Annotated in this window: 7 protein-coding genes; 1 reads left to right on the plus strand and 6 read right to left on the minus strand. The window is 61.5% G+C overall.

Annotated features, from left to right (window positions below):
- Window positions 1-1,305: a type II toxin-antitoxin system HipA family toxin gene (locus ABHU32_RS07130; RefSeq protein ID WP_346979502.1), complete on the plus strand. Its 1,305-nt coding sequence runs from the start codon at window positions 1-3 to the stop codon at window positions 1,303-1,305.
- Between the two features lie 131 nt (window positions 1,306-1,436).
- Here the strand turns inward: ABHU32_RS07130 and ABHU32_RS07135 are convergent, their stop codons facing one another.
- From ABHU32_RS07135 to ABHU32_RS07160, 6 genes are all read right to left on the minus strand, one after another.
- Window positions 1,437-2,894 carry an aminoacyl-histidine dipeptidase gene (locus ABHU32_RS07135; protein ID WP_346979503.1) on the minus strand — a complete coding sequence of 486 codons (1,458 nt, stop codon included), beginning with the start codon at window positions 2,892-2,894 and terminating at the stop codon, window positions 1,437-1,439.
- Window positions 2,895-3,107: 213 nt separating this feature from the next.
- Window positions 3,108-5,750 carry an ATP-dependent Clp protease ATP-binding subunit gene (locus tag ABHU32_RS07140; protein WP_346964771.1) on the minus strand — a complete coding sequence of 881 codons (2,643 nt, stop codon included), beginning with the start codon at window positions 5,748-5,750 and terminating at the stop codon, window positions 3,108-3,110.
- A gap of 192 nt (window positions 5,751-5,942) precedes the next feature.
- On the minus strand, window positions 5,943-6,632 hold the full coding sequence (locus ABHU32_RS07145; protein WP_055285228.1) for a TetR/AcrR family transcriptional regulator: 690 nt from the start codon (window positions 6,630-6,632) through the stop codon (window positions 5,943-5,945).
- Window positions 6,616-11,055 carry an acyl-CoA dehydratase activase gene (locus ABHU32_RS07150; RefSeq protein ID WP_346979504.1) on the minus strand — a complete coding sequence of 1,480 codons (4,440 nt, stop codon included), beginning with the start codon at window positions 11,053-11,055 and terminating at the stop codon, window positions 6,616-6,618. The genes ABHU32_RS07145 and ABHU32_RS07150 overlap by 17 nt, the downstream gene beginning before the upstream one ends.
- A gap of 281 nt (window positions 11,056-11,336) precedes the next feature.
- Window positions 11,337-11,885: a DUF2798 domain-containing protein gene (locus tag ABHU32_RS07155; protein ID WP_346979505.1), complete on the minus strand. Its 549-nt coding sequence runs from the start codon at window positions 11,883-11,885 to the stop codon at window positions 11,337-11,339.
- A gap of 313 nt (window positions 11,886-12,198) precedes the next feature.
- Window positions 12,199-13,767: a threonine/serine exporter family protein gene (locus ABHU32_RS07160; protein ID WP_346979506.1), complete on the minus strand. Its 1,569-nt coding sequence runs from the start codon at window positions 13,765-13,767 to the stop codon at window positions 12,199-12,201.
- Window positions 13,768-14,016 lie beyond the last annotated feature (249 nt).

Genomic DNA, 14,016 nt, shown 5'->3' on the forward strand with positions numbered 1-14,016 from the left:
ATGGCCAGAACATCACTTCGGACCTTTATTTGCGGTGTACCTGCGGGAACGCTCACGCAAGATGAGAACGGTCTTATCAGCTTTACCTACGATCATGACTATGACGGGCCAGCCCTATCGACCAACATACCCGTATCGAATCGCACATACGGACAACAGGTCATGAATCCGTACCTGTTTGGCCTTCTACCCGACAGCGAGGACCAACGAAAAGCGATTGCCGCCAAATTCGACGTTAGGCCCAACAATCCCGTTGCGTTGCTCAGCCATATCGGACTCGACTGTCCGGGCGGAGTGCAGTTTTGTGCCGAAGAAGATGCCGACGCCGTCCTGCATCGCGCTGGCGAATACCGCCCTATAGACGACCACGAAATTGCTCTCCGTCTCAAGTCGATCAGAGATGACCGCGATGCATCGTGGATGGGTCTAGATGAAAGTTGGTCACTTGGAGGCAACCAGGGCAAGTTCGCACTCGCACTCATAGACGGTCGCTGGTGCGAATGCGTAGGTTCCTCGCCCACGACGCATATTTTCAAAAATGGTGTTATCGGATTTAAGCTCGAAGCGCTTAATGAGTTTGTCTGCATGAAAAGCGCCCAGCGCGCGGGTATCGCAACGGCGAACGTTGAGTATCGCTTATTTGAGGACGAACCCGCCCTCATTGTTGAGCGCTATGACCGTGTGAATGTCAAAGACGGGACAATCATGCGTCTACACCAAGAAGACCTCTGTCAGGCCCTTGGAGTGATGCCCGCTCAAAAGTACACGGCAGACGGCGGCCCGACCGCACGCGATATTCAGGAACTCCTCGTCAATACGAGCCATCATCAACTTAACCTGTATCTGTTTACGCAGATACTTTTCTTTAACGCCATCATCGGCGCACCGGACGCGCATGCGAAGAACTATTCCCTGCTTCTTGGAAACGGCGGCACAGCTATGATGGCCCGTATGTATGACGTTGCATCTGGGCTGGCATACGAACGTATGCGGCGAAAAGCGCGCCTCGCCATGAGCGTTGGCGGCGAAAACCGTGTGGGACGCATCGGTCCAGGCGCTATCCGCCGATACCACGGTATGGGCGACCCCGCGCTGGAGGCGGCACTCACCGATGCCGGGCTATCCGAGAAGTTTTGCTTTGCGACCATGATGGACCTCGCCTACGAGGTACCCATTTGCATGGAAGAGGTCATGGACGAATACGCCGATCTGCCCGGCATGGCGGACCTGCGCAAGCATATGCTCGGGCCCGTCCGCGAAAACTGCCAGCGCACCCTCGACCTCATCAAGGCGGATATGGGCTAGACGCCAATCAATTTCCCATTTCTTAAAAGAAGAGAGGGGGCACCCGCCGCAAAAGCTCGGGTACCCCCCCCCTCTCGTAATGTCATTTGCAATCCATCAGCAAAGGTTTTGGATCGCCGTCAATGCGACCTTTACGCAGCGAGGCGCTTGAGGACGTCGATGAGCAGCTCGTAGAAGCGCTCGGCAGAAGCGAGCTCCATGCTCTCGTCCGGGGTGTGGACATCGGAGAGCGTCGGGCCCACGGCGATGGCGTCCAGGCCGTGCAGGGCCTCGGCAAACAGGCCGCACTCAAGGCCGGCGTGAATGGACTCGATGCGCAGCTCGGAGCCAAAGAGCTCGCGATAGCTCTCGACAAAAACGTCGCGGACCGGCGAATGCTCGGCATAGCTCCAGCCGGGATACTCGAACTCAAACTTGGCGTCAAAGCCCAGGACATCGGCAAGCGTCTGCAGGCGGTCCTTGAACTCGTTCTGCAGCGAGGTGATCGAGGAGCGCGGGGACAGCATGATCTTGACCTGGTCGTCAGAGGTGGCAACCACACCGATGTTGGAGGAAACCTCGACGGAGCCGTCGGTGGCGACGTTGCGGCGAATCACGCCGTTAGGGGCAAGACGCAGAGCGCGGATGAGGGCAAGCGCGGACTTCTGGTCCATGGCCTCGACCTCGGCGTCGTCGGCAATCTCGACGGTGCAGGTAAAGCCGGGGTCGAAGACCTCGAGCTCGGCAGTGACGTCGGCGATGATGCCCTTTGCGATCTGGGCCGCCGCCTCGGCAGCAGCATGGTCGGCGTAGACCAGAACAGCCTTGCACTCACGGTTGATGGCGTTGTCCTTGGTGCCGCCGTTAAAGCTGACGATGGCGGGCTCGCCGGCGACCATCAGGCGGTCGATGATGCGGGCCATGATGAGGTTGCCGTTGCCGCGCTCCAGGTGGATATCGCTGCCGGAGTGACCGCCCAGCAGGCCGGAGATGTCGAGCGTGAGGGTGCTACCGGTCTTGTGCTCGCGCGCGATCGGGCAGGTGTAGGTAACGACGACGCCGCCGGCGCAGCTGACGGTGGCAACGCCCTCTTCCTCGGAGTCAAGGTTAATCATGGTGCGAGCGCTAATCTGGGACTTGTCGAGCGTCTCGGCGCCGACCAGGCCAGTCTCCTCGTCGGTGGTGAATACGCACTCGAGGGCGGGGTGAACGATCGAATCGTCATCGAGAACAGTGAGCATCAGAGCGACGGCAATACCGTTGTCGGCGCCCAGCGTGGTGCCGTTAGCGGTGAGGACGCCGTCCTTGACGACCAGGTCGATACCATCGGTCGTAAAGTCGTGCTCAACGGAGCCCAGCTTGTCGCACACCATGTCGATGTGACCCTGCAGCATCACGGTCGGGGCATTCTCGGCGCCGGCAGATGCGGGCTTGCGAATGATGACGTTGTAGACCTCGTCCTGATACACATCGAGGCCGCGCTCCTTGGCAAACGCGACCAGGAAATCGCTGATGCCCTTCTCGTTGCCAGACCCGCGGGGAATCGCGCTGACCTCCTCAAAGAAATGGAACAGCTGGGCGGGCTCGTAGCCGGTAATCTTGTAGTCCATGGTGCCTCCTTGGCGCAACTGGTTAGACAGTAAGACATGCGCCTTGTATATTCCCAGACTTTACGTGCATAAACCAGTCGAAAACGCCGAGCGCCCTCGCATCATCGGCTAACGGTGGACCGCATAGCGTAACGGTCACAACTTCGCAGTTCTACAAATCGAGGCGCCCTTGCCAGAGCGCCTCGATTGCGCGTATCAAATTGTCGCCACGCCCTACAACGCGCCGGAACCGGCTTGCATCATGCCGCCGGGGCCCGAGGTCACGCCGCCGCTCACGGGCGCGGCGTTGCCGGTGTGCGGTGCCGCCGGAGCGGTATCGCCACCGAGCGTGCCCGCCGGACGCGGTGCCGGGATCTCACCCGTGCCGTGGCTAAAGACAAACTTGCCATCGGTCACGTCGCACAGGACGGTATCGCCCTCGCCCCACTCGCCGGCCAGAAGCTCCTCGGACAGCGGGTCCTCGATGAGCTTTTGGATGGCACGGCGCAGCGGACGCGCACCGTTGGTGAGGTCGGTGCCCTCGGCCACGATCTTGTCATAGGCCGCATCGGTGAGCTTAATGTTCATGCCGTTGGCAATCAAACGCTGACGCAGGTCGTCCACCAGCAGGTGAGCGATCTTGGTGAGATTCTCGCCCGAGAGCTTCTGGAACACCACGATGTCGTCGATACGGTTGAGCAGCTCGGGGCGGAACAGGCGCTTGAGCTCGCCCATCGCGCGACCACGGATCTCACTCGACGTGAGACCCTGCTCGCCGGTGGTGCCAAAGCCAACGCTCGTATCCTGCGCAATCTCGCGGGCGCCCACGTTTGACGTCATGATGATCACCGTATTGCGGAAATCGACCGTCTTGCCCTGGCTATCGGTCAGACGCCCCTCCTCCAGCACCTGCAGCAGGATATTGAAGATGTCGGGGTGCGCCTTCTCGATCTCATCGAACAGCACGACCGAGTACGGGTGGCGACGAACAGCCTTGGTGAGCTGGCCGCCCTCGTCGTGACCGACGTAACCCGGAGGGCTACCGATAAGCTTGGAGACCTCGAACTCGCTGCCGAACTCCGACATGTCGAAGCTGATGAGCGCGTCCTTGCTGCCAAAGAGATACTCGGCGAGCGTCTTGGCGAGCTCGGTCTTGCCCGTGCCGGTGGGGCCCAGGAAGATAAAGCTGCCGCCGGGGCGACGCGGATCCTTGAGCGGCGAGCGACTGCGGCGCACGGCCTTGGCAACGGCCTCGACGGCCTCGTCCTGGCCGATAATGCGGGTCTTGAGCACGCTTTCGGCCTGTAGCAGGCGACGGCTCTCGCTCTCGGTAAGCGAGGACACCGGCACGCCCGAGGTCACGGACACGATATCGGCGATCTGACTCACATCGATGGTGAGCGGGCTGGCGTCGAGCTCGGCGGTCCAGGCGGCCTTGGCCTCGGCGAGCTCAATCTCGGCGGCCTTCTGCCGCTCGGTAATCTCGGCGGCCTTGTTCATGTCGTCGCTCTCGGTGGCCTCCTGCGCGGCGGCCTTGAGCTCCTCTATGCGATGCTCGGCCTCGCGCACCGGCTCGGGCGCGCGATTCGCGGCGATGCGAGCGCGGGCACCGGCCTCGTCAATGAGGTCGATGGCCTTATCGGGCAGGAAGCGATCCTGGATGTAGCGGTTGGAAAGGTTCGCGGCGGCCTCGATAGCACCCTGCGTATAGCGCACATGGTGGTGCTCCTCGTAGCGCGGCTTGAGCGCGGTCAGGATCTTGACCGTGTCCTCGACGCTCGGCTCCTCGACATCGATGGTCTGGAAGCGACGCTCGAAGGCCGGGTCCTTGGTGAGGTACTTGCGGAATTCCTCGGCCGTGGTGGCGCCGATAATCTGGAAGGCACCGCGCGCGAGCACGGGCTTGAGCATAGAGCTCGCGTCGATGGAGCCCTCAGCAGAACCGGCACCGATGATGGTGTGCATCTCGTCGATAAACAGGATGACGTCGTCGGCTTCGGTGGCCTCTTGGATCACGTTCTTGAGGCGCTCCTCAAACTCGCCGCGATACTTGGCACCCGCCACGAGGCCCGGCAGGTCGAGCGTCCAGATATTCTGGTTCATGAGGTTCTCGGGCACGTTGCCGGCTGCAATCTGCTGAGCCAGGCCCTCGACGATGGCCGTCTTGCCCACGCCGGGGTCGCCCAGAATGAGCGGGTTGTTCTTGGTGCGGCGCGAAAGAATTTCCATCATACGCTGGACTTCCTTTTCGCGACCAATTACAGGGTCGAGCTCGCCATCGCGCGCCTTCTGCGTGAGGTTGGTCGCGAACTGCTTAAGCGTATCGGTGCCACTCCCCTTTTGCTGAGAGGCATCCGAGCCGCTAAAGAACGGCAGGCCCGCACCGGGACGCCCGGCACCGGCGCCGGCGAGCGGACGCTTCTTGTCCTGGTCCTTGGCAGTGAGTTTCTCGATAGCCTTTTTGATAGAGGCGGACGACACACCCAGGCGCATGAGGATGTCCATGGCCATGCCGTTGCCCTCTTCGACGATGCCGATCAGCAAGTGCTCGGTCGACACGTAGGTCTGGTTATTCTCACGCGCCACGCGGAATGAACGCTCCATAACGCTAATGACGAGCGGCGTAAAGGCGAGCTTAGCCGCCTCGGTCTCCTCACTGGGCTCGGGAACCGTGGTCTGGACCTCCTTGAGGGTGTCCATGATGTCGTCGTAGGAGATATCAAGCGAGCGCAGTGCCTCGGCGGCAATGCCCTCGTCCTCCTTGGCAAGCGCGAGCAGCAGGTGCTCGGTGCCCACCTTATTTGAATGAAGATCGAGCGCCTCCTGTTTGGCCATCGACATGACCTTGCGCGCTCGATCGGTAAATCTATCTAACATGCTCGTTTCCTTACATGAGTTCATCGAAATCAAAACGCCCGCCCGTCGGCGGCGCTTTTGTCTCTTTACCCACAGGTTGTCTATGTTAACAGCTGGAGGAATATCTATAAACCCGGCTCACATGAATGCAGGTTATGACCGCATCGCGGGACTCACCGCGCGATGCGCGACAGGCGCCCCGCAAGAGAAACCCTAGGCGTCTTTCACCACGTCGGGACTCGTCGCACGCGATGCGCGATAGGCATCGGCCTCCTTGGAGACGCGTTCGAGCAGCTCGGATGTATCGACGCCCTCGACTTGCGCGACCGTTTCCACCGTCTGCATGGCGACCGCCCTCAGGTACGCGCACGCGCTGTCCCCCAGCTGCTCGAGGTCTATCTCCTCGCCGCCCTCCCGGGCAAAGCCGACCGCCATCACAAAGTCCATGATGCCCGAGACCAGAAAGCCCACCGCAAAGCTCGAATCCGCCTTGAGCTCTTCTCCGTCGGGGTGGACGATCTCTCTCACGCGGTCGATGATGATCGTATGGATGCCCTGTACGACCTGCTCGGCGGCACCCGCCCTCATGGTGATGACGATGCGCCGCAGCAGGCAGCGGACGTCGCGCCGGTCGAACGCCGAAAGGTCGCCCTCGCTCGAAAAATGCCAGAGGGCATCGGTGATGAGCTCGTTATCCTGTAGCAGTTGGGCTATGGCGATGGCGACGAGTTCATCGAAATCGTGAAAATAGTAGTAAAACGTTCCGCGATTGCACCGGGCGGCGCGGGTCACCTCGCCAACCGACAGCTCGAAGATGCTGTTGTTCTCGATGAGCTCCCAAAACGCCTCGATGATACGGGTGCGTGCATCGGGCGCATCGGCGTCCTTACGCGGTCTCGCCATGCGCCTCACCGCACCCCTGCGCCTTGGCGTTCATGATGAGCATCTGAAGACGGTTCTCCACGTTGGCGAAGCTCACGTCGGGATCGTAGTCGAGCGGCAGGAACTGCGCCGTGGGATACTGCTCCTTGAGCGCATGGATGAGCCCGCGCCCCACGACATGGTTGGGCAGACACCCGAACGGCTGCAGGATCACGAAGTTGCGGCAGCCGCGCTTGGCGTGCTCGAGGATCTCCGCCGGAATCAGCACGCCCTCGCCCGCATCGAACGTATGGTGCAGGATCTTATCGCTCGCGCGCACGAGCTCGGGCATGCGCGTCGGCGGCTCGTAGAGCGGGCTCGCCGCGCCCAGGCGGTCGCAACGGTCGTGCGCGAGCTCGAACAGGTTGTCCGCCGTGGCGTACCAGGCCTTTTCGGGCAGCGACAGGTCGACGTGGAACTCGCGCGACTGCGCATGCTTGTAGAAATAGGTCTTGCGGATCACGTCGGTCATGCGCGCCTCGATGACCTCGAGCCCGTTGTCCTCGAGGTAGCGCTCGATCTCGTGGTTGGCGCCGAGATGGAAATTGAGCAGGTACTCGCCCACGATGAGAACGGTCGGATGCGGGTTCGAGCGGTCGTACGGAACGGCGTCCATGATCGCAAGCGCGCGTTTGAAGCCCGTCGCCTGGCCTCTCAGCCCGGAGCGCTCCATGCCCTCGATAACCTCATCGAGCGCGCGGTCGAACGCAGCGTCCGCCGCGCCCTTCTCGAGCTCGTAGGGACGGATGCGCCTAAGCATGGCCTCGAGGGCATCGATCATGGGAAGACCGTAGGCGATCTGGATGCTCGGGCCAAGGCCGAGCTTGAAGCCCGGATGCGCATTGTGGGCATCGACGTCGTCGTTGGTGAGCACCGGGACATAGTCGTATCCCGCGTCGTCGAGCGCGCGGCGCAGCAGGGGCATGTAGTGCGTCAGGCGGCAGTCGCCGATATACTTGCCAGTCACCACGGCGACGTCGTGCGGGTCGTACTTACCGCTCTCGAGTGCCGCGAGCGCCTCGCCGATCACGATTTGCGCGGGGAAGCAGATGTCGTTGTGCACATAGCGTTTGCCCAGGCGGATGGCATCCTCGCGCCCGATATCAAGGGCCTCGGCGCGCACGCCCTGATTGCGCATCGCCGCGGTCATGAGCCTGCAGAACGCATGGGAGGTGTTGGGGACCAGCGCGATCTTGTCGTGCCGGTCGCGCTTGGTGTACTTGACCTTATACGGGTCGTCGAGCGGATGGACCGCGTGCACCCGGGCGCCCTCGGCACGCTCCTCCGCGCGACGACGGTTGACCGACTCGATAAACGAACGCACGCGAATGCCCATGGGACCGGCGACGTCGCTCTCATCGAGCTTGATCATCATCGGAACCTTGGAGCCCATCTCGCCCATCATGCGCGCGATCTCATCGGTGAGATACGCATCGTGGCCGCAGCCGAAGCTGCCCATCTGCACGAGCTCGAGCTCGGGCGTCGATGCGACGATGACCGCGCACGACAGCATGCGCGCATGGTAGTTGTTCACGATGTCGATGCGGCTGTTGGAAAGATCGACGTTGCAGACCCCCGGCACCGCATCGGGCGTCAGCACGGGGATGCCGCGCTCAGAGAAGAGCTTGGGCAGCCCGTGGTTGACCAGCGGGTCGTTGTGGTACGGGCGCGAAGCGATCACCACCGCGTAGCCGCCGTCCTCGCGCACGTTCTCGAGCACCTGCCTGCCGCGCAGCTGCAGCTGGTTCTCAAACGTCTGCTGCGCGCGGTCCGCCTGCTCGGTCGCCTTGGCAACCAGGTCGGCATCGATATCGAAGGTCTCCTTGCACCACGCCTTGAGCTGGCGGTTTCGGTCGCCCTCGTCGTACCAGTGGAACAGCGGCGTATCGAACGGAACGCCGAAACGCTCCTCCGGGTTATCGGAATTGCGCATCACGTAGGGGTATCCCTTTACGACGGCGCACATCCACTCGCTGGTAGAGGCGGTGTTTTCGGTGGGCACCGTCGTGATGATGGGCATGAAGATGCGGTCGACGCCGGCGTCGACGAGATTGCGGATGTGCCCGTGGACGAGCTTGGCCGGGAAGCACACGGTGTCGGATGTGACGTGCGCCAGACCGCGCTCGTACATCGCCTTGGTGCTGCGTCCCGAGACGCGCACCTTAAAGCCGAGCGTGCTGAAGAACGTCGACCAGAACGGCATGGTGTCCCAGAACTCGAGCACACGGGGAATGCCGATCGTGACATCGCGCCCCCCGCAGACGGGAACCGTGGGGCACGACTCGAACAGCAGCTTCTCGCGGTCGACAAAGAGATTGGGGGCAGCCGCGGTCCGGTCGCGCCCCGTGCCGGGTGCCCGTGCCTCGCAAGCACCCTGCGGACGCAGCTCCTCCGCCGCGGGAACCTCGCGCACGAGCTCATCCCATGAGATGGCGCCGCCGCGCGGGCAGCGATTGCCCGTGACGTAAAGCGAGCCGTCGCCAAATGCCACGACCGCGCGCTGGCAGCGGTTGTTGCACCGACGGCAGGTAACGCCGCCGAACTCGCGATGCTCGAAGCGCTCCACGGCATCGAGCCCGATAAACGACGTGCCGGCGTCGCCCTTGCGGCATTCCTCGCGCGCGAGCAGGGCGATACCGATAGCGCCCATCAGCCCCGGGTGGGGCGCACGCGTGACGGGTTTGCCCAGATACTGCTCGAATGCGCGCAGCACCGCGTCGTTTCGGAACGTGCCGCCCTGGACGACGACTTTGTCGCCCAGACGGTTGAGATTTGAAACGCGAATGACCTTGGTGAACACGTTCTCGATAATCGAACGGCAGAGACCGGCCATGATGTCGCCCGGACCCTTACCGCGCCGCTGCTCGGAAACGACGCTGCTGTTCATGAACACCGTGCAGCGGCTGCCGAGAACGGCGGGGGCTTTGGACGAAAATGCCTCGGTCGCGATATCCTCAACGGCTATTCCGAGGTTTTTGGCAAAACCCTCGAGGAACGAGCCGCAGCCCGCAGAGCACGCCTCGTTGACGACGATATCGGTCAGCACGCCGTGGTTGAGCCAGATGGCCTTCATATCCTGTCCGCCGATGTCGAGCACGAAGGTCGCATCGGGAACGCATGCGCACGCGGCGCGGGCGTGCGCGACCGTCTCGACCGTATGGTAGTCGGCGTGGAACGCGCGCGCGAAAAGCTCCTCGCCGTATCCCGTGGTGCCCACGGCATCGATCGCAAGCGTGACTCCCGCTGTCTCCCAGCGGTTCTTCAAGCTGACAAGACCCTGTTGGGCGACGTCGAGCGGTCTGCCGTTATTAGACGCGTAGAACGAATCGACAAGCTCACCCGCCTCATCGACCAGGGCGAACTTGGTCGTCGTGCTCCCCGAATCGATACCGAGCGCCACACGCACCGTCTCTCCGGGCGCATACGCATCCGGACCCTTTGCCGGCGTCTCTTTGCCATGGCGTGCCGTAAAATCCGCCTGCTCGGCAGGTGTGGCAAAAAAGGGCTGGGCAAGACGTCCCTCCCCGCTTGCGGGCGCGACCGTCTCGAGCTTATCCAGCCGGACAAAAGCGTCGGGAAGGTCGATCGGTTGGGACGATGCGAACATGTCGGTCAGCGACAGGGCGGCACCGCGCGCGACCATGATCTGCGGATCGCGCGGGACGATAACCTGATCGTCCGATAGATTCAGTTGCTCCCGGAACACGCGGACCAGCGTGGGGTTGTAGGCGAGCGTACCGCCCTCGAAGATTACCGGCGGCTCGATGTCGATACCCTGGGCCAGACCGCCGATCGTTTGGCGGGCGACCGCGTGAAGCGCCGAAAGCGCCAGGTCGGTGGTAGGAATGCCCTCGTTGAGCAGCGGCTGGATATCGGTCTTTGCGTACACGCCGCAGCGGCCCGAGACCTCGTGGACGGTCGTTCCCCGGCTTGCGAGCTGCTCGAACTCGCCCGATTCGGTGCCGACCCCCATGAGCTTTGCCATCTCGTCGATAAATGCACCGGTACCGCCTGCGCACGAACCGTTCATGCGCATGTCGGCAACCTCGATGTCTCCCTTATCGTTGGTGCGGAAGAAGATCATCTTGGCGTCTTGGCCGCCCAGCTCGATGGCGCAGCGCGTCTGCGGATAGAACCTGCTGATCGCGAGCGCGTTGGCGACCACCTCCTGAACGTACGAGGCGCCCAGCGCGGTCGCGATATCGCGCGCACCCGAGCCGGTCACCGCAACGCGCAGCGACTCATGGGGAAAGCGCTCGGCGAGCTCGCCGAGCATGGCGCGCACGCTCGCTGTCTGACACGCCCCGTGGCGGCGATATCCCCACCACGCCTCGGTCATATCCTCGTGCATCGCGTAAACTTTGGTCGTCGTCGACCCTACGTCCAGTCCTACTAGCAACGCCATAATGCTCCGTCTCTCGCATTTTTCCTGCTAGAGATATACCACTCTACGTAATACAACAGACTGTTGTATTTAAACTCCGTATAAAAAGCGGCTGCCGAAACGCTTCAGCAGCCGCCGAATGCACCAACAGATTCTTCTGCGCGCTAGCACGTCGGGCAACGGAGCAGCACGGGCCCTCCGGTCATGCGCACCGCTCACGCCCGCGATGTCGCCGAGAGAGCTATCCACGCTTAGGGCTCCAACCAAGCAAGTCGCCCGCGCTCAGCAGATCCCTAAGCGAGCTACTCGCACTCAGGAGCCATAGCCTGCTCCAAGAGCTCGGCATGCTCCTCCTCGAAAACCGTCCCCACAGGGAAGGCGCGACGGAAGACGAAGTGGGAAATCGGACCGGCTACCAAAAGGTTCCACGGCAGCGCCATCACAAAATTATGCGGGATGTTGATCATCCAGATCGCAGGCACGGAATACAGGTTCGCAAGGATGCCGCCGGGCATGTGCGTCAGACCCTCGCAGGCACCGTACAGCGACATGATGATGACCATGGGAACGACCATGCAGGAGTTGACGGCGAGCGTCATGGCAAGTGGCGAGCTCTTGCCCGGCGTGACCAAGTACTTAAAGGCGAAACCCTTGGCGAGCGGGCTGGCGACGAACCAGTCGCAGCACATGGCAAAAATGTAGGCAACGGGGAAGCCGAGCCACGCAGCGGCAACGACCTCGCCGTTGATGGCCCCGTGCTGCAGGGCAACGTTGTAGATGCTCATCCAGAGCACCATGCAAAAGCACATGATAAAGGTGAACAGCAGGCTCTCTCGTTTGTTGATAGGCATAAAGGGCAGATTCCTCTCTGTGTTGTACCGCGGCGCCACGCAACAAAAACGGGCGGGCAAGATGGAGCTGTTGGAACTTCATCTCGCCCGCCCGTGGTACGCGCGTCTGCGACTACTTATGTGGTGGAACCAGCCTAGCACGAAACGCATGCGCTTCGTAAGCGTTGAGTTTATGAAGATGCAGGGCACCGATAATCCCCCGACCCCATAAGTTGCGGTGGAATACGGACTGTTTTGACCCTTTAAGCAGCAATTCAGTCCCTATTTCACCGCAACTCATTTGGTGCAAAGTAACCTGTCCCCCTTGCACCAATTAGCTGGTATGGCGCCAGCGAGGGTCGGTGAGGGTGCGCGCCACACCCAGCCCAACGGGCAGAAACGCCACGATGAGCACTGCACGCACAAACCAGCCGAGCATATTGACCGTGTCGAAAGTGCACATGTAATACATCGAGCGATACAGATACAAGCCAGGCACCATAATGACAATTGATGGCACCGTGAGGGCGATGCGTGGGTAGGTGAGCTTGATTTCGGCTAAGCTCGCGAGCAGCCCCGATACCAGCGCACCGGTAAACGCAGCCGCCTCGGGAGGCATGCCCGCACTCAGGCCCAAGAAGGGAAGCAGCGTCGGCGCATCGACGAGCGTAAGGCGCAAGGTATTAGACACGGCGCCGATGAGCCCTGCCGCCGCTGCCATCTTTACCGGACTGTTGAACATAACCGAGAAGCCAAATACGCCGATAAAGCTCATCAGCATGCGCAAGAGCGTAAGAGCCAGCGGTGAGAGACCAAGCGGGGCGAAGTCATCCGGCGCCAGTCCCACACACTCGGCAACCATCCAGCCTACGAGGGTCGCCATCACAATAATCGACACAGCATACGAAAGACGCTCGATGCCGCTTCGCATGTCGAGCTTAGCGATGTCGAGGCCTGCCGTAATGAGGGGAAAGCCGGGAATCACAAAGAGCATGGCGCCGATATAGCCTTCTTGGTGCGACATTGCCCCCGGTACGACCTGGCCAAGGCCGAGCAATGCCAGCAGATACGAAACGCAAGCGAGCGCAACGCCGATCGTCAGCGCGCTAAACTGGCCAAGGCCCTGCTTGAGAATATGGGAGCGAGCAAAGTTGCCGACACCAGCGCCTACGAACGCGCAGGCCATCTCGATAGGGCCGCCGCCGAGCAAAAAGACGAAGGCGCCACAAGCACAGGCCGCCGCAAGACCCTGTTGCCAGAGAGCGTAATCGGGCTTCGAGCTCTCAACGGTCTTGAGCATCTCGTGGTATTCGTGCACGGTAAACCGGCGCCCGTAAATCTCGATTTCCTTTAAGAAGCTCTCCATCATCCAGATGCGATGGGTATTGACTCCCGTTGTGGGCAGGCTGACAACCTCGTTAAAGCAGTGGCCATCTTCGATGCAGGTGCACTCAAACGACAGGAGACTCAGGTCGACGTGAATCGTGACGCCGAGCACGTCAGCAACACGATTCATGGTATCGCGCACGCGCCAGGCACCCGTTCCGCTCGCGAGCATAAGCATACCGGTGCGGCAGATGATGGATGATTTATCGGTGAGCGGCGCATCGACGGCAAGTTCATCGCCTGCCGTCACGATCTGGTGCCAGTCAGTTTTCATATGGAGCGCGCCGGCACGGACACCGTGGTGCATGGGGGCTCTCGAAAGCAGCGAGTCAAGGCGCGAAGACTGTGGGGGCTCCGCCGATTCGCCCTCGTCCTCGTCGGGCTCTTCATTGATCAGATCAAAGGAATCAAGCGGCGCTGGCTCGCGACGGTCGATCAGCTCCTCGTCCTCATCATCAAAGTAATTGAACTGATCGAGCATGTCCTCTTCGATAGCACGCTCGCTCGCATCGTCCATCCCGGTGCTCCCTTCCTATCGACTAACCCCCATCCTAGACAGCGACGGCTAAAGGAAACATAAAAGAGACGGCTGTCATGCGAGCCATGTGTGCAATAGCCGTTGGGTAGTCGTTTGAGAACGCCCCCAATGACTATTGACGGCCAAGGCAACGCCGATGCTATGGCACCGACAGACACTATGACCCAATCCGAGGGCACTAAAAAGATAGGAGCCCCCGCTCGTGACCGCGGGTCGGGGCTGCGACAA

This window comes from Collinsella aerofaciens (genome assembly GCF_039758965.1).
GTDB classification, from domain to species: Bacteria; Actinomycetota; Coriobacteriia; order Coriobacteriales; family Coriobacteriaceae; genus Collinsella; species Collinsella aerofaciens_BR.

Excerpts from the sequence above, each read along its gene's own strand:
- ABHU32_RS07145 (WP_055285228.1), bottom strand. The coding sequence starts at position 6,632 with ATGGCGAGACCGCGTAAGGACGCCGATGCGCCCGATGCACGCACCCGT.
- ABHU32_RS07135 (WP_346979503.1), bottom strand. The coding sequence starts at position 2,894 with ATGGACTACAAGATTACCGGCTACGAGCCCGCCCAGCTGTTCCATTTC.
- ABHU32_RS07155 (WP_346979505.1), bottom strand. The coding sequence starts at position 11,885 with ATGCCTATCAACAAACGAGAGAGCCTGCTGTTCACCTTTATCATGTGC.
- ABHU32_RS07130 (WP_346979502.1), top strand. The coding sequence starts at position 1 with ATGGCCAGAACATCACTTCGGACCTTTATTTGCGGTGTACCTGCGGGA.
- ABHU32_RS07160 (WP_346979506.1), bottom strand. The coding sequence starts at position 13,767 with ATGGACGATGCGAGCGAGCGTGCTATCGAAGAGGACATGCTCGATCAG.
- ABHU32_RS07150 (WP_346979504.1), bottom strand. The coding sequence starts at position 11,055 with ATGGCGTTGCTAGTAGGACTGGACGTAGGGTCGACGACGACCAAAGTT.
- ABHU32_RS07140 (WP_346964771.1), bottom strand. The coding sequence starts at position 5,750 with ATGTTAGATAGATTTACCGATCGAGCGCGCAAGGTCATGTCGATGGCC.